This is a genomic window from Paralcaligenes ureilyticus, assembly GCF_004346225.1.
Taxonomy (GTDB): domain Bacteria; phylum Pseudomonadota; class Gammaproteobacteria; order Burkholderiales; family Burkholderiaceae_B; genus Paralcaligenes; species Paralcaligenes ureilyticus.
This window is the reverse complement of the sequence record NZ_SMAJ01000003.1, coordinates 316,830-339,124: the sequence shown is the minus strand read 5'-3', so window position 1 is coordinate 339,124 and position 22,295 is coordinate 316,830. Positions and strand designations below refer to the sequence as shown.

Below are 22,295 nucleotides of genomic sequence, written 5' to 3'. Positions count from 1 at the left end.
GGTCGAGCGCTACCGCTACCGGTAGCGCGCTTTCTGAGAATCAATCGGCGCTGGCCGGCCGCCACTTCCTGACTTGCGCGTCGCTGGGCTGCACCTGGGCGCCATCCACATACGTGAAATTTTCCATGACCCCCTTGCCATCTTTGATCGCCAGGGTTCCGACATAAGCGCCCATCGTCGACTGATGGTCGATGCCGCGGTACACGATGGGACCAAACGGCGTATTGACTGGCAGGTTTTTGAAGGCCTTCACCAGTGCCTCGGTGTCCGTCGACCCAGCGCGGCCGATGCCGGCGGCCAACGACAGAATCGTGTTGTAGCCCACCACCGACCCCAAACGCGGGTAGTCATGAAACTTGGCCTGATACGCATCCAGAAATTTTTTGTGCTCGGGCGTGTCGATGGCGTACCAGGGATAGCCGGTGACCACCCAGCCCACCGGAGTCTCCTTGCCCAGCGGATCCAGGTACTCCGGCTCGCCGGTCAACATACTGACCACGGACAGGTTTTTGAAGAAGTTACGCTGTGTGCCGGCACGCACGAATTTGGCCAGATCGCCCGCAAACAAGACATTGAACATCGCCTCGGGCTTGGCATCCGATAGCGCCTGCACCACATTCCCCGCATCGATCTTGCCTAACGGGGTGGCCTGCTCGGCCACGAATTCGACGTCGGGTTGCGCGGCCTTGAGCAGCTTCTTGAACGTGGCAACGGCCGACTGCCCATACTCGTAATTGGGGTACACCACGGCCCAGCGCTTCTTGTTCATTTTGACTGCGGCCGGAATCAGCATGGCCACCTGCATATAGGTGGAATTTCTGAGGCGATAAGTGTAATGGTTACCATCGGCCCATACGATTTTATCGGTGAGCGGTTCGCTGGCAAGGAAGAAAACTTTTTTGTGCCTGGCAAAATCCGTGACCGCCAAACCGATATTGGACAGGAACGTGCCGCACAACACGTCGGCCTTGTCGCGGGTAAGCAGCTCTTCCGCGGCGCGGACCGCATCACCCGGATTGGAGTTATCGTCACGCGTGACCAGCGCAAGCTTCTTGCCATTAACGCCGCCGGCCGCATTGACCTGCTCGATTGCCAGCTCCATGCCGTGCTTGTACGGGCCCAAAAACGCCGGCTGGGTCTTATAGCTATTAAGCTCGCCGATGGTGATGGTCCCCTGGGCGGACGAAGAAAACGCAACAACGCTCAAGGTGAAGGCGCCAAGGAATCTGGCGTAATATCCTGTTCGGTACATTATGGGGGTTTCCTGTTTTTAGCGACTTAAGTTGGCTAACGTGAATAAATTGTACGCAATATAAACATATAAGACTCAACTGGCTAAATATATACATATACACTAAGGTAGTTAAACACCTTTTGCCCACACCATGCGCGCACAGATCTGGATTTTTATCGTCTCAAGCTTTTGTCTGCTGACGCTTAGCCGCTGCCTGCTGGCGGCATGGCAATGGCCGCGAGTGCGCCAGGCGGGCGGCCTGCTTCCCATATTGAAGGGAGGTTTGCGCATCGATGCCAACCAAATCGCCATTATCGCGGGCATCCCGGCTTTACTTGGCCCCTGGGTGGGCCACTGGCCGGCGGCCGTCGCGATCACCGGCATCTGGTTTCAGTTCGCCTGGCTTATGCTGGTGCTGCTGGAAGTCTCGACGCCGCAATTCATCTATGAATACGATACACGGCCGAACCGCCTGTATGTCGAGTATCTGAAGCACCCCCAGGAAGTATTCGGCATGCTCTGGAAAGGCTACAAGGCCGTGATCATCGGCGGCCTGCTGACCCTGGCGGTATTCTTGTGGATGGGCCATCGACTATTTGGTCTTGCACACCCGGACGCGGCCATGACGTGGTGGCTGCGCCCCCTATGGACTCTGGCCGCGGGCGCGATCACGTTTCTGGCCATACGCGGCACGCTGGGCCATCGCCCCATCAACCCCTCGACGGTTGCCTATTGCGGCGACAGCATGCTCAATACCCTGCCGCTCAATTCGCTGTACAACGTGGCCTACGCGATATACAGCATGAAGAACGAACGCTCGGCGGCCGACGTGTACGGCGACATGCCGCCCGCAGAGATGCACGGCATCGTCAATGCCTGCGCCGGGCTGGACACTGCCTCCGCCGACATCCCATCGCTCCACATGCAAACGCCCAGCGCCTCGCGCGACCGGCCGCTTAACCTGGTGATGATCGTGGAAGAAAGCCTGGGAGCGCAATACATCCGCAATCTGGGCGGCGCCGGCCTCACTCCCGAACTCGACAAACTGGCCGCGCAGGCCTGGAACTTCAGCCAGGCCTACGCCACGGGAACCCGCTCGGTGCGCGGGCTCGAAGCCGTCGTTGCCGGCTTCCCGCCCACCGTGTCCGATGCCGCCCTACGTTTATCGGGGGCGCAAAGCAATTTCTTCACCCTGGCCCAGGTACTTAAACAACAAGGCTACCGGTCACGCTTCATCTACGGCGGCGAAGCGCATTTCGACAACATGAAAAGCTTCTTTTTCGGCAATGGCTTCGACGACCTATACGATCGCCCCACATTCAAGAACCCGGCCTTTGTAGGCACCTGGGGCGCCAGCGACGAAGACATGTTCACGCAACTGGATCATCTGCTCTCCAACCCGCCCGGGCAACCTACTTTTACGCTGGCGTTTTCGGTTACGAACCATTCGCCCTGGGAATATCCCAGCGGGCGCATCGAAACCGATGGCGACCCGGCCACCGTTGAAAACAGTGTGCGCTACGCGGACTGGGCCATAGGCCAGTTCTTCGAAAAAGCCAGACAATCCGCCTATTGGGACAACACGGTTTTTTTGATTGTGGCCGACCACGATTCGCGAGTCTTCGGCGCCAACCTGGTGCCGCTACGGCATTTCCATATCCCGGCCCTGATCCTGGGCGCCGACGTACCGACCCGGCGCGACGACCGCCTGATCAGCCAGATCGACCTGCCGCCCACGCTGCTCTCGATTATGGGCTTGCGCACCGAACATCCCATGATCGGGCACGACTTGACTGTTGCGGGTGGTGGGCGAGCCATGATGCAATACAGCGACAACTACGGCTACCTGAAGGGTGATGCCCTGCTGGTGTTGGAGCCGCACCGGGAGCCCACGCAATACCGCTATACGGCGCCCGAAACCTACACGCCTATGGCCGTCGACCCGACCCTGGCGCGCGAAGCGCTGGCGCATGTGCTGTGGCCAGCGTGGATGTATCAGAACCAGCGTTATACCCTGCCGCATTTGCGAGCGAAGTCGTAGATCAAAAACGGATCGCCAGATGGCCGCGCACGCCGTGATCCTGAACGCCTCGCGCAATCTGCCCGCTGTAGGATACGCCCACGCTTACCTTGTCGGTCAACGCCACATCCACCCCAGCCTCCATCGCCAGCGCATCGCGCGCCATCGGCGTCCCAGCCACCGTAAAAGGCGATCCACCGCTGAACGCTACCGTAGAAAACGGCGTGACCTGGCCAAACGCATGGCGCCAGCCCAGCATGACTCGGGCCGCCACGTCCATGCCGTTGCGGGTCGCAAAATGCGTCGACGCATGCACGCCCAAAGTACTGAAAATGGCCGACATATTTCCAGCGCCGCTCGTCAGGGCCGCAGGGCCGCCCTGTTCGGCAAAGCCATCGGAATGCAGACTCACATAGGCAATACCGGCAAACGGCTCAAACTTGACTGATCCGGCCTTTATGCCATAACCCAACTCGCCAAAAAGCTGCGCCGTGCCGGCGTCACTCTGGCGCCTCACCTGGTCTCCAAACCCTTTAAACGCAATTGACCGCCCTATGTCGAGACGGTGCCAGGTATAGGCCGCCCCCAGCCGCAACGCCGCTGCGCCCCATTGTGCACCCCCATATAGGCCAACGTGATAATCATCGCTGTGCCCGGACGATAAACGATCCGTTTCATCGAAGCTCGTGCGGCTATAACCGGCCATCGCCCCAATACGCCAATGACGCGCAATTCGCGTATCAGCTCCGATAAGAAAGCCCCCTGTTGAACGACCAAGCGCCGCGGCGTTGCCATCGCTCACCGTGTGGCCCCATGAGCCAAACGTCTGGCTCCAGACCGTACGGACCGGATCGACTGGCACATGAATGGCGCCGGCCGAAGCCACTCTGACCGGCGTCCCGTAAGAACCTTCCGCATCGAAGGCCATACGCAAACGATTGTTGGCCGCATCACGCACGAAATGGCTCTCTTCAATCAAGGCTGATTTGGCCTGAGCGTGAATTTCGCCCGACAGCAGATCAAAAGCGGCACGCGCATCGCTCGCTCCAAGCGGCGCCACCGCCCCCCAGATCGGATTGCCCTCTCCCGTACTCTCGGCTCCAGCACCTGTGGCACGCTGATTGGGTGTCGAACCGACAGCCCCAAAGGGCAGATCATTGCGCACCAGCTTGAGCTCAACGGAGTTGGGCGTGTTGTAGATCAGCAGCGGATTGAGAAAAGCAAAGACCGACGCTACCGCGCCAAACCGGCCTTGCACCCCCTGATCGGCCGTCAGAATGGTATAGGTGGAAGACGGCTTATAGGTTCCGGTCAGGCCCGTATGCAAGACGGACCCCCCATTCAGGTAGGCCACGCCCGTCGCGTGAATCAGATCGCTGGTGTTGCCCGACGGATTGGTTTCCACGTCATAGGTCGAGCCCGACGCAAGAGTGATGCTGCCATTGACGGTCAAAGTTCCGATCGAGTTGCCCGGTGCCACCGTTCCACCCGAAGCGACCGTTGTGCTGCCTATCGAGCCCCGGCCCTGCAAACGGCCCCCGGACGCGACTGTCAGCGTGCCACCTAACTGGCCGTTGACCGACAAGGTGCCCGATGAAACGGTGGTCTGGCCGGTGAACCCCAGGCCATTGCCGGTGTACAGCAGCAGCCCTGTCCCTTCCTTGGCGAGCGAGCCCGCGCCCGAGATCGTCCCCGCATAACTGGCATTGGTTGCCTGATTGAAGATCACGCCGGCATTATCGGTAAGATTGCCGCTGATCGAACTGCTGTTGCCGATTAGCGTGCCCGCCTGAACCACCGTATTGCCGTATTGATTGCTGCCGGTCAGGACCAAGGTGCCTGCGCCGGTCTTGATCAGGTTGCCTGTTCCAATCAGGTTCTGGGCCAAGGTAAAACGATTGCCCGCATCAGCGATGTCGAAGCTGCCCCCGGCTGCGCCCCAAACAATCGGCCGACTGTTTGCCGTAAAGCTTGTACCGGTGACCTGCAACGCTCCACCGCCAAAGCTCAAGGTGCTGCCGGCCGTGCCCAGATTGACATCGGACGAGACCGACAGCGTGCCAGCGTCAAGCTGGGTGCCGCCCTGATAGGTATTAACCCCCGAAAGCACCAGCGTCCCCGCTCCCGCCTTGGACAAGGAGCCGGATCCGGAAACGACGCCGGAAGCCGTCAGCGTCGCGGCGCTGTCCGAGTTGAAAGTACTGGCGCCGGTGAGGCCGATAGGGCGGCTCATCGTCACGTTCGACGTCGCCCGCAGCGTAGCGCCGTTCATGGTCAGAGGCCCGCTCGCTGCACCCAGGCTGGCGTCCGACGCTATGGCCAAGGTGCCGGCGTTGAGCGTGGTGCCGCCCGAATAGGAGTTGGCGCCTGAAAGCGTCAACACGCCACCGCCCGTCTTCACCAGCGATCCGGTGCCCGAAATGGCACCCGCAAAACTGCTGTCGGTGGACTGGCTGAGCGTCAACGCAGCCGACCCCAAAGCCAGTTCTCCGCCCGTACCGCTCAGAGCTCCCATGGCAAGATTGTGGCCGTTCAAGTCCAGCACACCCCCATCAATGGTATATGCCATCCCCGCAGGCAAGGCCGTGCCGCTGTCCGCGCGCAACACGCCGGCCGACACCGTCGTGCCGCCCTGGTAGGCATTGATCCCCGAAAGCGCCAGCGTGCCATCGCCGGTTTTAATCAGCGCGCCGGTCCCGGTAATATTGCCCGAAGCGGTCAGTTGCGTAGTCGCGTCGGTTTGGAACGTACCCGAAGTATCCAGGCTTATCGCGCGCGTGGTGGAAAAGCTGCCGGTCGTATGCAAGATGCCCCGCCCAAAGCTCAGCGCCCCGGTCACGTCGCCCAGATTGTTATCCGCCGAGATTTGCAGCGTGCCCCCGCCTATCCGGGTGCCGCCTTGATAGGTGTTGATTCCTGACAGGATCAAGGTCCCTTGCTGGGTTTTATCCAGCCCACCCGTTCCACCGATAGGCGCGCCTATCGTGGCCGTTACACCGTCGAGCACGCGAATTTCAGGGACTACTCCGCTTGAGCTACCCAGTTGCAAAACGCCGGCGACGCCCGCCGCCAGATCAAACCCATCGGACACAAACTGCAGGCCCTTGAAGGACTGTGCGCCATCGATGGTGACCGTGCCCGGTGTCCCCAGAAAAACGCCATAATCACCTGCCCAGAGCGCCGGCGCTACTCCGCCCAGATTATTCCAGTTATGATTCGCACCATCCCAGGTGCCCGAACCCACATTCCATATCTGCAACTGATCTGTCCCATTGGGTAAAACCACCAGATCGACGGCATGGCTGACGCCCGAATATATCGAGAACAAGGTCGAATTGGTTCCTGGCGGCACGGTACCCACCTGTAGGCCCGAACCGCTGAGCGTTCCGCCATAAGTCAGCAGCCGATAGAAACCAATGGGCGCAAAACCGACCGACCCTTCCACGTTCACCGTGCCGCTTAACGCCGCATTGCCGGTCACCCGGATCAAATCAGCCTCGTCTGATCGAGCGAGGCCGGAAGAGGGATCAATCAACTGATAATCGAAGGCCGAACCGCTGGCCAGCGTCAAATTGCCGTCGACCGCGAGCGGGCCCAGTGGTGCGCCCGGAGCCACGCGGGCACCCGACTCGACCACCGTATCGCCTACCGAGCCATTGCCTTGCAGCGTGCCGCCGGCCGCAACATCCACCGTTCCGCCCAGGCTGCCTGTTACCGACAGAGTGCCGCCCGAAATCGTGGTCTGGCCGCCAAAACCCGAACTCGCGCCCGACAGCTGGGTCATGCCCGACAAGACATCTACCGTACCCCAGCCCGACAATACCGGTGCAAAGGTATAGTTACCACCCGTGTGATTGAAAATAAGGTTGGCGCTCGAGCCATAGGCCGGGTCATTGCTGAAATTGACCTGGGACGCGTTCAGCGCGCCAGGCGCTTGCGCACTGGAACCCGCCAAGGCGCCAATCGCCAGTGTTCCGGTACTGGCCCCATTGGATTGGCCCAGAAAAATCCCATTCGATCCCTGCGGAACATTGACCACGCCGCCATTGGCAATCGTCAAGGCGCCCGGCCCACCAGAACCCACAACCAGAGACTTCGAGCTGGACCAGACGGCTCCCGATCCGGACACCACAGCCGAGCCCAGAGAACCCTGAGACATGCCGATAATGTCCGTTCCGCCGGACAACTGCGTATTGCCGGCAACGGCCAAGGTGCCGCCTGCAACATGAATATCTCCAGAAAACGCGGTGGGCGTGCCCGATACCGTCCAGGTGCTTGTACCGCTTTTTTCAAAAAGGCCAAACCCCTGATACTGGTTGCCTATGCCTGACAGATCGAAGCTGCCATCCTGCGCACCACCCAAAATAAGACTGTTCTGCGCAGTGCCTGTTCCGACGCCGGCGGCGTTGACCGTGCCAACGATATTGGACCCCGCCCGCAGTTCCAGGCTATTTGCGCTGCCGCTCATTGATATGGCGGCGGCCATGAGACCATAGCCGTACCCGCCGCCCTGGATGGTGCCAGCGTTAACAATAGTATTGACTGGCCCCGTAGCGACTATGCCCGCGCCGGCCGTGCCCGCCTGCCCATCCTGCCCATAATTGCCTATGGAACCATCGTTGGCACCGTCCCAATGGTTAACGCCGGCGGCACCATAGCTGCCTGCGCTTCCGGGGCTCCCGCCGTTCCCGCCGCTGATGACGGTTCCCGCCCCCAGCGACAACGTCCCGCCCGACAGGACAATGCCTGCTGCTCCATTGCCGCCGTTACCGCCATTGCCACCGTTGCCACCGTTGCCCGCGTTGATAATGGAGTAGGTGTCAGAACCTTTGCCGCCGCTATTGCCGTTGCCGCCATTACCACCGTTGCCGCCCGTAATCGATACGCTCGCAATAACAGCCGAACCGCCTGATCCCAGCACGAGCCCTGCGCCACCGTTTCCGCCACTCCCACCGTTACCGCCATTGCCGCCATTGTAAGAGCCCAGATTGTTAATAGGCACCGAGCCTGCGGCACCCAGCCCTCCATTGTCGCCACCGCCCCCATTACCACCGACGATCAAGCCACTGGGTCCAGTCATCTGCAATTGTGGGGACTGGCCATACAAACCGACAGCGTCGCCGCCATTGCCGCCTGATCCACCTGCACCGGCCGCACCAGGCCATGAAGCCTCCCACGAGTCTCCCAGCACCGAAGCGCCATTCCCGCCCGGGCCTCCCAGGCCTCCGCCCCCTCCCATGACAGTCACGCCCGATCCCAGCATCAGGCTGGCGAGATTATTAGTCATAATCAAACCCGGCCCCCCGTCGCCCGCGGCGCCTCCGGGCGTTCCGGGATTGTAGGCCGCCGGATTGCTCTGATAGTCCCCTCCGGGATTAGCCCCGTCCGAAAAAGACGCCCCGTTGCCGCCACCGCCCCCCGCGCCTGCTCGAATCGTTACCTGCGTGGCAACAATGCTGCCCGCATTGGCAAAAATACCTGCGCCACCGCCTCCGCCGTTGCCCGCATACCCAGGGTAGCTCTGGTTTGCCGCACCATTGCCGCCATCTCCGCCCCGACCGCCTGAACCACCCATAACAGCCAGACCCGGCATAAACATTAGATTGCGATTGACCAGCAGACTAAAACCGGCGCCTCCGCCACCACCTCCGCCACCACCCCCACCATTGCCGCAACCGTTATAACAACTCCCCGCCTGACCGCTATTTCCTCCGCCAGCGCCATCGCCGCCCGCAATCTGCCGCGCCCCGCCCACCGATACCGAACCCGACCCCGCGTTAAGCAGGACGCCATTCGCCCCACCACCCCCGCCACCTCCGCTGCCCGCATCGCCTGTCGTAAAGTAGCCGCCGCCATCGTGTCCGATGGCTCCAGGGCCGCCGCCCTGACCAATGAGATTCCCACTCTGAGGGATATCGCCCCCGATATACCCTACCCCTCCCGGCCCCCCGCCCGGGCCGCCGCCTTTAGCCCTCACCCCACTACCGCCATGGCCTCCAAACCCACCCGCCGCGCTGGTATGATTAGTGCCTCCACCGCCGCCGCCGCCACCGCCGCTGCCATCTGCCAAGCTCGGCCCACTACCCAAACCACCGGAAGAATCCGAAAAACTTCCGTTAGCCCCAGCGTTGCCACCACCGCCTGCACCCATAGACTGCGCCCGCGCCGTCACTGGAAAGAGCAAGCCGCCCATCAAGATGGAGGCCACCGTGAGCGACAAAACCGCCGTCATCGCCCTTAAAGGAAATGGACGTAAGACCGAACATAGGGATATATGGCATCGGAACTTCCACCACTGCAGCATCATATAAACTCGAGTGACAAAATTCTGTGAGTCTTGTGCATGCATCGCGAATAAAAAATCACCGTCGTCCAATCCACAACTGAATGTATTCAGATATTATTTGAAATAAAGTTTCTCATATTCGGCGGTTAATTGCTCGTAAAAATTGCAAATATCAGTCAATTAAGTCTACGTAACGAATAGACACATAAGTGCATGAATGCATTCAAGTCTTGCATGCAAGCCTTGAAGAGCTGGATTTCCATCCGTGCTAGAATCTCGGTCTGCCCAGTTCGCCATAGGTGAACTGGGTCGTCGGGGCGTAGCGCAGCCTGGTAGCGCATCTGGTTTGGGACCAGAGGGTCGAAGGTTCGAATCCTTTCGCCCCGACCAATAAAATCAAAGGGGTTAGCTACTTTTAAGGGCTAACCTCTTTTCCATTCTGGCCCAGCCTTCAATTTTGCCCCACGTTTGCCCCACGCAAAAAAGGGCCTTGAGCATGCAGGTAAGCGCCACCCAGAGGTTCAGGCTGTAGCCGAGCGCCCTCACAGTCACTGAGCTCTTGGGAACGTCAATCGGCTGCGCCGTGGCGTGTTCACCAACATGCCCAAGTCGGTCACCGCCATCGATGAGTACGTCGCCCATCACAATGAAAACCCCAAGCCGTTTATCTGGATAGCGAAGGCCAACAACATCCTTCGAAAAATCGTTCGCGCCAACAATCGTTTAAATTCCAAAAAAACGAAGCACTACGCTAGCAGGTTCGAGGGTTAGCGCAAGCGAAAGTTTCTTGAATGAAACTTCCGCCTACCTCGTGAGGCGTGCGAATCACCCACCTGCCCCCTCGCTTTACGCCTTCCTCCATCGTCTTTTATCAAGGAACCCACCAATTCAACGATATATCTATAACACAATGAGCGTTATAGACAGACAAACCGTGAAAGAGGACTCGGGCCGCGCTACTAAGCTAATCCTCATATAAATCCGGAATTACCTTTTTTTGGGAACACACGGGGCGGCTAAAGCTTCATGTATGAAACCACCCAGACAGCGAGGGCGATATCAAAATCACTTTAAATGTCCTAAAAATGGCGCGGCATCAAGCAGCCCAGGTTTTGAGCGCCAACGGTACCGTCCCCCCACCCACACGGTGGTGCCAGGACGAACGCCCACCGCATACAACAGGCCCAGGACCGTGATGCCATCGCGAAAAGCCGTTTCATCCCCATAATTTGCGGCCGCCTGCACCATGAAGGCTCTGTCTGACCACTCGGACTGGGCGATGAAGTGATGCAGCGCTTGGTGCCGTGCGCTGGTGTGCAGGGGCTCGACGTTTTTGCGTGAAAGAGACAGCATCAAGCCCGTGCAATATCCGCTCAGACCCGCGTGACAGTCGGCCTAATCTCTACCCCAAGAGACCATTAAAAATAGGGGACTACCGTAGGTTCGTAGAGCGGAAATCTGCTACCTCTTTCTTATTCGTATTGACGTTACAAGATGGCCTGATAGATGGTTCACCACCATGGAGAAGGCCGCTATCTCCTGCGGCTTTCAGCACCAATGAACACGTCCTCCGCGAATCCAGAAATGACAACGACAACCCTTCTTTAGCCAGACTGACGGAGTAAGCATGGGCCTGCTCTTGGCATCCACCGACACGTCCCATCGCGGCTTCGCCTCGGCAACGACTAAAAGCTCAATCACATGACCACAACCGCATGGACAACGCATGCCCACACACCAGTTCTCACCATCATCTCGTGCGAGAACAAGATCTCGCCTGGGTAGTTGAGGTGGTAGACTATCACCCGCGATGATGCGCAGTCTCCGGCACGGGCCGAGCCGAGCCCATACGTCACGCCACCACTGTATTATTTTTTTCGATATCGTCATCGCGTAGGCGCCTTAAGTGCCGGCAAGCCCAGCAGTGGTTCGGCATCGCCTCGTGCGAGGAGTCGATTCGGCGCTCGATTGAATACATCCTCGGAGAAATGTTCTTCTTCACAGGCTGCCAGACTGAACTGCGTACGGGCATAGAGACGGTTGGATTCCAAGCGGAAGGGAAAAGCGCGAGATATAAACTCATTCACGCAGGCCGATGCCGCGCGCATATTGAGCGTAATCACCGCTGGTGCTTCTTCGACCAGCCCTTTGAGATAGCCGGCGTCGAGTTCTTGCTGGTGCGCATCAGGAGCCACCTTCCGAAGATATTCACCGCGCAGGCTCTCCGGCGTGTACACGCCGCGGTCCTGCAAGGTTGAGCCACCAGGCTGGACATAGTCGATACGACCGCATACATCGGCGATCGCGAATGCTCCGCCTTTCTTGCGCACGGGAATGACGACACCAACATCAAACAAGGGGAGAAGGAACGCTGCCCCGATCAGGTCTGCGATTTGTCGGGCTTCGAGGGTATCGACACAGCAGAAAACAACATCGGACTGAGCAGCCGCAAGCACTGCATCCCGTGTTGCGATTGATGCCGGCACGGGGATGGCCACGCCTTCGCCGCGATAGGCCGCCACGGCTTCGGCGAAAGCTTCAACCTTTAGCCGATTCGCGTCGGCGTCGGCGCGTTTCGAGTTGAGGATACGGTTGAGATTCTTCCATTCGAGACGGTCGAAATCGGCTACGAAAACACGGCCAAATCCGAGACGGGCGAGTTGCTCGCCCACGACCGAACCCGTCCCGGACGCGCCGATCACCGCAGCCGAAAGTCGGCCGAGTTCGGCAGTCATGCCACTGGTAAAGGCGACGGGCCGATCCTCGGAGCCGGTAAAGCTCGCCTCGTCTTCCCGCCAGTAGCACAGATCATCGCCGGCGACCGTCACAAGATCGACTGCACGCGCCTGGAAGCTCGGATCGTACAGTCGCGCGCGAATTGCACCGTCGGCCGTCATGATGGCCGAACCGTGCAGGCTCCCGAACGCGTGGAACAAGCTGGGGATGACCTTACGGTCGCTTTCGTCGTCTGCGTCGGAGAATCCAAACAGTCCGCCGGGGTGCGAATGAATGAGGATCATGACGGAGGCGGTCGACTCGGCCAAGTCAATAGCCTGTTCGAGGTATTCGCCCGGCCACGTGATGGCGTCGCGCTCCCGGCGCTTGCAAGCGGCATATGGAACACAAATGATTTCTCGAACCAGAAAACGCCGCCTCGGACCTGGTGTACGCGTGCAGATCAAGATCGCCGCCGCCTCCAAGCCGTCTCGCGGAAAAAGGTGCCGCTTCACCTGAGCATGCAGGGTACCGCTAAAGGCCAAAGTAGTTTCGGGGATCATTCGTCAACCTCCTTGGCGAGTGCAGCATCGACCAGCGCGAGCTGAGTCACCACGCTATCGGTATTGGCGTCCCAAGGCGCCGCTGGACCGCGGTTGCGAGACCAGCCGTGGTATTCGGCACCAAGTAGCACACCCCGAAGCTGGGTACTCGCGATCACTCTGCCGGATGACAATGCAAGCGGTGGGTAGGCATAGAAGCCATAGATCTGCGCGCCGGGATAGGTGGGTGGGATTTCCAACGCAACCTTGCTGTGGGAGACGGTGTAGCCGACCGGCAACGGATAGTCATGGAGGAGAAGCCAGCGGCGCTCGGCCTCGACGAGGGTTTCCCACTTCAGGCCAAGGCGGTTGAGATGCGCCTCGTCTATGTCGAGTAGAGCGAACGTGCGACGAGGCACCACCGGTGCCTCGCCGTTGTTAACGTCCTTCGGCGTGAGTCGCAGCTTCTCGATACCCGGCGTGCGCAGGTCAATCACGGTGGTGAGCTCGACTGGCTGTTTTTGCTGGCCGACGACCTTGAGAAAAATATGCCAGCCCTGGTCGGGGTTGAACCCGGCCTCAATCAGCGCTTCTCGCACCACAATGGTCGGTGCGAAAAGCTCCAGCATGACGCCCTGGACATTAAGTTTCCACGCGGGCTTGCGGCTGACAAAAGACTCGACACCAGCAGCGTCGAGGTCGACGAGATCTTGGTCGTCAACTTGGCGATCCAGCTGATCCTGCCGTTCGAAGTAGATCACCTTGTCAGCCGGTACTTGGCCAAGCTTGCGCAGCAATCCTCCAGAAACGATACGGCACGGCCAATCGAAACGCTGGTTGTCAATCGTCAGCCGGTAAGCGGGATCGCTCTCGACGATGACGAAGCGTCCCGCCTCCCTACGCAGATCCACCGTCTCGTTCGGGCGAACGTCTTCCAGATCGCCGGTTGCCAAGACTTGCAGCACGCTGACCCCATCGACCGACTTGAAGCCGGCGGCGATAGCGAGCTGTGCGCCGGTTGGGGTGAGGTCGTCGATACTCACCTGACGATAGGTCAAGGTCTGATCGGCGACGTTGATGGTATGGTGAATTGCCGCACCAACATCTTCGGTAGGAATCCGGTCATCGCCGGTAGAAGTAGTAGTTTGCATGTGATTACCTTTCTGTTGGCCCTGCGGAATTGCAGATTTCTGGCCTTCAGTTAATCAATCGCAGCGCATTTCAGAACCGGAAAGCTGTCTACAACTTTTTTATGATGACGGCACCGTCCGGCAGCTCACCACAGATGAAGAAGCTGGGGCAGCGCGGACAGGCTCGCGCCTCTGCCTTCAACGGGAAATCGCCCGAGCGGACACTCTGCACGATGTCCTGTACTTTCTGGCGTCGGGTCTCAAGCTTCTTTGCCGAGATCGACATCGGCTCTGTCGTCTCGCTGGTCAAATAGGTCACTTCAACCTGCGTCTGCCCGCCGTAGGCTTGCACGGCGGCGAGATGGAGAATCGTATATTCGATATCGTCAAAAGCATTCGATCGCGGCTTGCCGGTCTTGACACGCCCCACCACAACCTGCCCTTGATCACCTCGGGCCACGCTATCCGGCTTGACGAGGATATCGCCCTCGATCCAACCCAGCGAAAGCGGCGCGACCGGAGAGCGGATTCCATTGCTTCGGGTCTCGATAAGGTAGTCGACCAGGCGGCGACCGATGCGGCGGTAGTCTTCTGCATAGCCATGATCCACCGCGCTCTTGGCTTGCCACGCTTCTTCGAAGCGAAAACTAAGTTCGGATTCGCTTGGGGTTGTCGTCTCGTGAACGGTTTTTAGCCAATCGAACACGTCGCTGACTACGTTATGCATCTTCATGAAAGCTGTTTCTGTGCGGCGTCCGCCGAGCTTGAGCACATGCGTGTACAGAAACCGGCGAGGGCATCGCTCGAACAGGTTGACCTGGTTCTCGGTCCAGACCGGCTTTTCCTCCCAAGTAATTCCGACCGTGGTTGCCGGTCTCGCAGTTCCGTTCCGCTGTGCCGGATTGGCGGGACGGACAAGCAGATGATTGATCGCAGGAATAAATTTTGAAGGGTTGCGTACCTTGCCATCGGACTGAACTGAGGATGCATAGAGAAAAAGCCGATCCCGGGCACGTGACAGTGCGACAAAGAACAGGCATTCTTCTTCCTCGTCATGTCCTGCCTTGACCGCTTCCAGTCCGGTTAATCCCTGGGAACCGTGAATCAATCCATCCGGCGGTACGCAGCGTGGTGCCATGTTGTTGCGCGGCAAACCGGAGGTCACCATGCCGGGGATATGCACGATGTCGAATTCGAGACCTTTGCTGCCATGGATGGTCATCAGACGCACCGCATCAATGCCTTCTGCGATTCCCGGCAGTTGTCGAAGGCCGCGATCTTCTGACAGCAAAACAAGACGGCGAATGCGATCGAGCAGACGCACACTGGGAATGCCCGCTCCCGATGGCTGGCGGCGGCAGAAATTGAGGAACTGCCACAACGCCAGGCCCTTCATTCGGCTTTGCGGGTCGCGCGCCAGATGCAGAGTCTTCGCCAGTCCAAGCCCGTCAATCACCCACGTGGCCAGGATCGACCAGGGGTTGCCCATCGGGTTCAGCCCGGTAAAAAGGGCGGCTACGCGCGACAACGCAGCCTGGCTCTCTGTCGCAAGACTCGGCAGCTTCGCGCCAGCCTGCCTCCAGTCGAGGGCAGCAGCTTTGCTTTCCCTGAGATGTCCGATGATTTGCATGACCTCTTGCAACGGCATCTCGTGCGCCGGCATCGTGACGGCCCTCACCAGTCCGACCGCATGCGGGTCCGTCAACATCGAAAGTAAAGCAAGCAGGTTTTTAATCTCCGGACGCTCAAAGAGGCTGCCCAGGTGCAGCACCGGAATGCCTCTGGCCCCCAGGCCTTCGGCGATGTCACTCAAGCGGGCATTGGATGCACAAAGTAGCGCCTGCCTGCGGTATGGAATTCCTGCCTCCTGCTGTGCTTGGATCACGGCCGCAACTGCAGAAATCTCATCCTCGGTTGATCTGACCACCCGAAATTCCGGCCGGGCATTCAAGACACCGCGATCAGCCGTCAGTTGCAGCGGCAAGGCGCCCGTCGACGCCTTCATCGTGCTGGAGAACGCTGTAAAAACCTCGATGACTTCTCGCCCCGAACGATAGTTGACTCCCAACTGGCGCAACTGCGCGCCGGGGAAATCAACGGCGAACTGCGCCATGTTGGTGGCCGATGCCCCACGAAACCGATAGATGGACTGGCGCGCATCGCCCACAACCCAAAGATTCCGGCCATCACCCACGATGGCTCTCAGCAAACGCACCGAAGCGCGGTTGACATCCTGATACTCATCGACGAGAACATGCTGGTGTCGAGCCTTTAACGCCGCTCTCACCTCGGCGTCGGTTTCAACCAGGCGCACCGGTAGCGCAACCAGATCACCAAAATCGATCAAGTGCCCCGCTGCCAGTAGCCGTTCATAGGTTTCGAACAGCAGCGCGACCTCCAGACACTTCTCCGCACGCATGGCCGCTTCTTCATCATGACCGACGTTGTCTGCCATGGCCTGCGCCAACGTTCGATATCCCGCCGCATCGATGACCTCGTCCTTAGCGCGCGATATCGCATGGAGCATGTCACTAAGATCGAGTGCCGGGTCCCACAGGTTGCGATAGTGACGAAGCGGAAGTCGTGGCAGCTCATCTTCGAGCAGTTCGATCGCTTCCGACCGGTCGACTAGGCGTGGATCGGGCGGCAGTCCCAACTTGTCATGAAAGCGGCGAACGATATCCAAACCGAACGCGTGGAACGTGCCGATCCACATCGCTGCGGCAGCCGTGGGGTTGCTCGCGGCCAGCCGCTCGCTCAGCTCATTGGCTGCTTTGTTGGAGAAGGTGAGGACAAGGATGGACATGGGGTCCACACCTTCGGCAAGCAGGCTCTCGATACGACGCACAAGCGTTCGCGTTTTGCCAGTACCGGGTCCAGCTTGCAATTGGAACGCATTATTGCGATGTTCGGCCGCCGCAATCTGAGTTGGATCGGGGGTCAACGTCACGGCAGGAACCATGGATGATTCGATCGAGGAATCCTCTGGCAGCAACAGCGCATCCAGAAGCTGTTGCTGAACCACCTGCAGCGGCGCACCGAGGCGTGTGGCAATGTCCGTCGAAGAACGTCCATCGCTCACATGGAGATGTCGGACCAACGAACGTGGCAGGAGGAGTTCACGGGCAAAGAGATCCATCCGGATTTCCCGCCGCTCCCGCGCGCCATAATCGAGCACTTTTTCAATGCCGACCGGCACGTCCTCGACAGAGCGATCCGGTTCAACTTGCTCTGTAACAATGTCCTGCGTGCCACCCTCCAACACAACATGCCCGAGTTCATGGGCAATGAGAAAAGCACGGTCAAACTCGGACCCCGTGTCTTCGTACAGAATGATCCCGGCCTGACTATCGAAGGCCGCCCGCCCGCCTTTCAGTTGGGAGTCATCGGACGGCAAGGCATACACATCCAACTCTCTTCGAACCGCTTCCCGACGGACAAAATCGAGCAATCTCCACGGATCATCACCCGCTGCGACCGCCGCTCGATGAATGCGCTCTGCTTCTCGGCGAGCGGCCTCGGTCGCGTCCATGACCTAGTCCTGTAGTGCCTTGAGGGCATCCAACTGGGCCGGCGTGAGTTGAGACATCTCAATAGCCTCCGTAAAAGAAATCTGTTCGGTGACCGCCGGCTTCACGGTTGATCGGAAACTGTGGCCGGAAACCATCGCTGGCGGACTTTGCAGATAGTCCGTAATCGCTTCTGCGGTCGCGCCCAATTCGGTCGCGAGCCTCTGAACAAAGCGTCTCGGTATCGTTGCTGCGACAATCGCCCGATCACGTAGACGTATTAGCAGCAGATTAGTGATATCGAGTTTTTTTGCCAGCGACCTGAAAGCGGTTGGATTGAGTGTGGCAAACGGGTTTGTGACCAACACGTTGTCGGGCTGGTCAACGACAGTTTGAAACCGCTGCCAAGCCCGATCGACGGCACCTTCAGAGGTAACTACGGCGTCGTCATTGCGCGTTGCATCCACCATCAATTCAATCGAGCAGGTAACGAGTGCCTTCGCATGCTCTGGATACTCAATTAGGTATTGCTCCAACGTCTTGCGGTCATGCGTCGGCTCGACGGAAAAGGCCAGAAGAATCTCTTCTTCACTGGGCCTTGAGTGCTGTTCGGCAGTCATTGTGCACTCTCCTCTTGAAGAATGGCCTTGAGCGCCTTGCAGGCACGATCGCGGCGGTTGCGAACCGTCCTTTCGTCACACTGCAGAATGCGTGCAATGGTCATAATGTTTTTATCCTTGGAATCAATCTGAAAACCTTGAAGTAGTAGCCCGATGATCTGCTTTTGATCATCGGGCAGACAGTCAATCGCGGCAGTTAGCTCCAACCGGAAAGCCGGATCGTCAAATTTTTCGGGATCGCCACCTAGAAAGTCCGCGGCGGCGGCCTCCACCTCGGCTGAAATCTCCAAGCCATCGTCTTCATCCGTGCCCAAAGGCATCGTGTCCACTACCGTCGGGCCAATCTGGCGCAGAGCGGAGGTGCGAAAAGCCGCAAACGCTTTGTCGAAGCGGATTTCATAGAAGTCCAGCAGACCAGTTCGCCCCTTGCAGTCTTTGGCGATTCGTTCCGCGAATCGATCCATGATCTCTTCCCGGATGCCTCGGGCACCGGTCATGCGTGAATCAGAGATAGCTGAGCACAGCGACTGCTCGATCCGTTTCATAAGAATGCGGAATATTTTTTCAAAATCTCCCTGCATTCCGTCTGCCCAGGCTCTTCGCAGAAAGTAGACCAGTGCCTCCGACGGCACATACCCAATGCTCTTCCTGGACAGCGTCGCAAATTGTCGGAGCCGCTCTGCGACGTCAACCGTCTCCAGTTTCTTGAGCCACGCTTCAATCTCGGGAGGACGCTCATACGAGGTACCGTCCTTCTTTTTTCGTTTAAGGGGTTCCGGCATTCGTTGCCTCCGTTATAGATAGCTCAATCGATAGTGAAGAGTCAACATCGCGCCCACCGCTCTACCGGATACGGATCGGCAGCGACACTTGCGGCTGGATCGGCACCAGCGTTTTCGCATATGCACGCAATATGTCGTTGTAGATATCCGTGTGTTTCGGCGCCTCGATCGTGATGATTAGCGCGTAGCGAATTTTCTCGGCGCCGGTTGCCCGGCCGCCTGCTTCGCGGGCGTTGTAGTGAATATCGAAAACCGGGTTGTTGAGGCTGCTGCCGCGCATGCGCTTAGAGCCGTGCAGCACGGTTTCCCACTTACCCATGTCGGAGCGGCGTTCTTCCTCAGTCGCGTACTTCTTCATATCGAAGAAGCCCTTCGTATCAGCGTTGGCCTTACCGTCCTTGATTTTTTCGTCATTTGGCCTGAACACAGTTTCCAGCCCTGCGCGCGTATAAGCAGCTGCATCCTGCGGATCGGTTGGTGAGGCATAGCAAAACGTCGCCGACAGCCGGATGTTTCCGTTCAGGCCACCGGCGGGAAGCGGCAGCGTGGCACGAAGATATTTGCCGGGTTTCAGCTCGCCTTGGTAGACGACACGCGCCACCCCTACGGGGCAGGTGATGATGCTCATCAGGTCTTCTGGCACCTTGCCCCAACCTACCTCCAGCTTGTCGTGTGTGGAAGGATCAGCGGCATGGACCAGTAACGCCTTGATCGCCAGCGGTGTCAACTCCGCGCCCAGGATGGCTCGAATACCAACTGCGCTGCGCAGCAGGTAGGGGGACGCGAAACTGGTGCCCAACTGCGGCGTGAGCGCAGGCTTCTTACTTGGCGACAGAACATGAAAATACTTGGCGGCATCGCCGCCGAAGGCCATGAGGTCCGGCTTGACAACGCCAGGGCTGCGACCGGGGCCGACTGCGCTGTAAGGTGCTCTCGCCCAGCTTGCTTCGGTATCGTTGGCTGCGCCGACCGCCAGTGCGTTGACGCAATCCGAAGGAACCTGCACCCGAGCATTGCCCGAGAGTCGGTCCATCTCCCCGTTGTTGCCGATCGCCACCGTCATCAAGGTATCGCCGTCGCTCAACAGATCGTCGATGACCGAGGTCCAGGCGTGAACGTCGGCATCCTCAATGGGCAAGTCCGGCCCGAGACTGAGATTGATGAATTGGTACTGGCGCGACAGCAAGACTTCTTCGACAAAACCCAGCGTACGGTACAGCTCCAGCGGGTCCTCGGTATCGGCATCTTTGTCGAGCACACGCAGGTGATCGACGTAGGCAAAAGGGCGGTCAGCAGCACCATTCGGCTGGATCGGGCCGAACAGGAATGCCGAGGTGACAGCCAGACCATGCTCCAGTCCTTCGGGGTCGTCAGCCGCATCTTCGTCAAGCACGCGATACGAACGCAGCCACGGTCCGATCGCATGGTGCTTTGGCAAGCCGCCGTCAAGGATGGCAACCTTGGGTTCAAACGATAGCGGCTGCTCAGTCGGCAAACTGCAACCAACCGAGACTCCACCCGTGCGCGGTCCGGGCCGCATGCCGCGCAGCTTCGGCATCGGTCGGATGACACGCACGAATACGAACTCAGAAAGCCGCTCAATGTTGCTGTGTTTCCCCTCGACCGGCACGAACCACAGATTGCCCGCTGTGAACCCGAGATCGCTGTGGACCTTGAGCTCCAAGCCCTTGGCATATTTCGCAAAGGCCCGCTGAACGAACAAACGGTTTTCATCGGGCAACAGATGGATGCCTACTTCAAAAAACCGATCCTTCTTGCCGCCGTAGGGGGCAACGCGTTGCTCGGGGGCGAATGCTGAAAACCTCTCGATGTGCGCCAAGTCCAGCGCCTCGTCGGATTCGGGTTCGACCTGCTGGGTCCAGTCATTGAGATTACGGAATGCCTGACGCTTGCCGGCGACGAATAATTCGGTAGTCGTGCATTCCTGCGGTGCCCCCTTTTTGGTCCAGCCATCGGGCATCACCTTGACGGTGCGGCTGCCGACCGACTCCAAACCAACGGTGCGCAACATTGCTACCGGGAAGAACGATCGGGCAATATAACTGGGATTCATCGTCAACCGGGCGACGCCGAAGTCGCCAGGGCAGGCATCCGATGGCAATGTGTCGAGCGCTGCGGCCGTCTCCGAGAATTGGGGTGTCAGTCGCCGCGCAGCCTCTTGAAAGGTGTACACCTCGGCCTTGCCCGGTTTGCGTTTTGGCCCCTTGATATCGTTTGTCAGCAGTTCGCCGCGCCCGATCAGAAAATTAGTTTGACTCATGCGTCAGGTTTCCTTTTCGAGTTTTTTTTGCTGCGGACGGTTGCTCGTTTGTGTACTTTCGGATGGTGTCGCGGCTCACTCCGGTGATGTCGGAGATGGTGTGCTGAGACAGCCGGGTCTGCTTGGCCAGCAGCACCGCTAGGTCGATGCGGGCTTGTCGATCCAGAGAGAGCGCACGCGATTTGATGAACTCTTCGATCAGGTCAGCATCCGAGGCAGTACCCAGCGCCACCGCACGACGGAAACGCTGAAGCTCTCGCTCGATGTCGCTGAACGACTCGCCATTGAAGGCTAAGGTAAGGATGTCGATCCAGCGACCGAACAGCGCGTAGTCCGGCCCCAGAAAACGCTTGATCGCTGCCTTGACGGCCGGCATCTCCGGTGCTTTGAAATCGATCACCAGATCGAACCGGCGCCACAACGCCGGATCAATCAGTTCTGGATGGTTGGTAGCGGCAAGCAGCAGGCCGGTGGCTGGCCACTCATCGACTTCTTGCATGATGACGGTCACCAGGCGCTTCAATTCGCCGACATCAGTATCGTCACTGCGACGTTTGGCGATAGCATCGATTTCATCCAGCAGCAGCACGCAGGGAATGCGTTTCGCGAAATCAAGCGCGGTGCGCAGATTGCTGCCGCTGCGACCGAGCAGGCTGCTCATGACCGCCGTCAGGTCAAGCACGTACAACGGCACCCCGAGCTGTGCAGCGAGCCAGCGCGCGGTCAACGTCTTACCAACACCCGGTGGCCCGACGAAGATTGCGGAACGCGTCGGGCTCAGCCCCATCGACGCTAGGCGCTCCGTCTGGCGTCGCTCCTGAATCAATTGGCTCAACGTCTCTTCAAGGTCTACGGATAACAACGGCTGCTCCCTATCCGGCGCATCCTTGAAGACCTTCAGCAGCGAAAGCCGCGACTCGTCATCCACCGGCAATACCTGTTCGGGCATCGCCGGCTGTGCGGCCTTGCGCATAGGCGCGCTCGTTCGATGCATCTTCTTCGCGCGCAAGTAGAGATCCATCTGTTCAGCCAGCTCAGGATCAGTGTTGCGGTACTTGCGCACGAGCCTAGCCACGAACAGCCGAACGTCCTCGGTTTGCTCAGCGAGCGCCAGTCGGATTACCTGGGCTAAATCAGTTTGAAATTCATTCATTTCGTCCAACATACATATAACTC

At 58.9% G+C, this 22,295-nt stretch carries 11 protein-coding genes, 1 tRNA gene and 1 pseudogene; 2 read left to right on the top strand and 11 right to left on the bottom strand.

Annotated features, from left to right (window positions below):
- Nucleotides 1-40 precede the first annotated feature (40 nt).
- Complete coding sequence (locus tag EDC26_RS06195) at nt 41-1,252, bottom strand: ABC transporter substrate-binding protein (protein WP_132580505.1); 1,212 nt, start codon at nt 1,250-1,252, stop codon at nt 41-43.
- A gap of 133 nt (nt 1,253-1,385) precedes the next feature.
- On the opposite strand from EDC26_RS06195, the gene EDC26_RS06190 reads away from it, so the two are divergent.
- Nucleotides 1,386-3,275, top strand: a complete 1,890-nt coding sequence (locus EDC26_RS06190; RefSeq protein ID WP_132580503.1) for an LTA synthase family protein — start codon at nt 1,386-1,388, stop codon at nt 3,273-3,275.
- Nucleotide 3,276: 1 nt separating this feature from the next.
- On the opposite strand, the gene EDC26_RS06185 is transcribed toward EDC26_RS06190, so the two are convergent.
- The gene (locus EDC26_RS06185; protein WP_165930935.1) at nt 3,277-9,486 is read right to left on the bottom strand and encodes an autotransporter domain-containing protein; all 6,210 of its coding nucleotides are present in this window, start codon (nt 9,484-9,486) and stop codon (nt 3,277-3,279) included.
- Nucleotides 9,487-9,853: 367 nt separating this feature from the next.
- On the opposite strand from EDC26_RS06185, the gene EDC26_RS06170 reads away from it, so the two are divergent.
- Nucleotides 9,854-9,930: transfer RNA gene (locus EDC26_RS06170), tRNA-Pro, on the top strand.
- Nucleotides 9,931-10,779: 849 nt separating this feature from the next.
- Here EDC26_RS06170 and EDC26_RS20565 read toward each other — a convergent pair.
- From EDC26_RS20565 to EDC26_RS06125, 9 genes and pseudogenes are all read right to left on the bottom strand, one after another.
- A pseudogene (locus EDC26_RS20565) lies at nt 10,780-10,935 on the bottom strand (transposase); the annotation flags it as partial.
- Nucleotides 10,936-11,088: 153 nt separating this feature from the next.
- Complete coding sequence (locus tag EDC26_RS20625; protein ID WP_132580499.1) at nt 11,089-11,430, bottom strand: ubiquitination-like system serine protease family protein; 342 nt, start codon at nt 11,428-11,430, stop codon at nt 11,089-11,091.
- Nucleotides 11,427-12,818: a ThiF family adenylyltransferase gene (locus tag EDC26_RS06155; protein ID WP_132580497.1), complete on the bottom strand. Its 1,392-nt coding sequence runs from the start codon at nt 12,816-12,818 to the stop codon at nt 11,427-11,429. The genes EDC26_RS20625 and EDC26_RS06155 overlap by 4 nt, the downstream gene beginning before the upstream one ends.
- A complete protein-coding gene (locus EDC26_RS06150; RefSeq protein WP_132580495.1) occupies nt 12,815-13,948 on the bottom strand; it encodes a multiubiquitin domain-containing protein in 1,134 nt (377 codons plus the stop codon). The genes EDC26_RS06155 and EDC26_RS06150 overlap by 4 nt, the downstream gene beginning before the upstream one ends.
- Before the next feature lie 88 nt (nt 13,949-14,036).
- Nucleotides 14,037-17,459 (bottom strand): UvrD-helicase domain-containing protein, encoded by a 3,423-nt coding sequence (locus tag EDC26_RS06145; protein WP_132580493.1) that lies wholly within the window; start codon nt 17,457-17,459, stop codon nt 14,037-14,039.
- Between the two features lie 3 nt (nt 17,460-17,462).
- Nucleotides 17,463-18,056 carry a hypothetical protein gene (locus EDC26_RS06140; protein WP_132580491.1) on the bottom strand — a complete coding sequence of 198 codons (594 nt, stop codon included), beginning with the start codon at nt 18,054-18,056 and terminating at the stop codon, nt 17,463-17,465.
- On the bottom strand, nt 18,053-18,838 hold the full coding sequence (locus EDC26_RS06135; RefSeq protein WP_132580489.1) for an RNA polymerase sigma factor: 786 nt from the start codon (nt 18,836-18,838) through the stop codon (nt 18,053-18,055). The genes EDC26_RS06140 and EDC26_RS06135 overlap by 4 nt, the downstream gene beginning before the upstream one ends.
- A gap of 61 nt (nt 18,839-18,899) precedes the next feature.
- Complete coding sequence (locus EDC26_RS06130; RefSeq protein WP_132580487.1) at nt 18,900-21,119, bottom strand: S8 family peptidase; 2,220 nt, start codon at nt 21,117-21,119, stop codon at nt 18,900-18,902.
- Nucleotides 21,106-22,284 carry an AAA family ATPase gene (locus tag EDC26_RS06125; protein WP_132580485.1) on the bottom strand — a complete coding sequence of 393 codons (1,179 nt, stop codon included), beginning with the start codon at nt 22,282-22,284 and terminating at the stop codon, nt 21,106-21,108. Before EDC26_RS06125 ends, EDC26_RS06130 begins: the two co-directional genes overlap by 14 nt.
- Nucleotides 22,285-22,295: the final 11 nt, after the last annotated feature.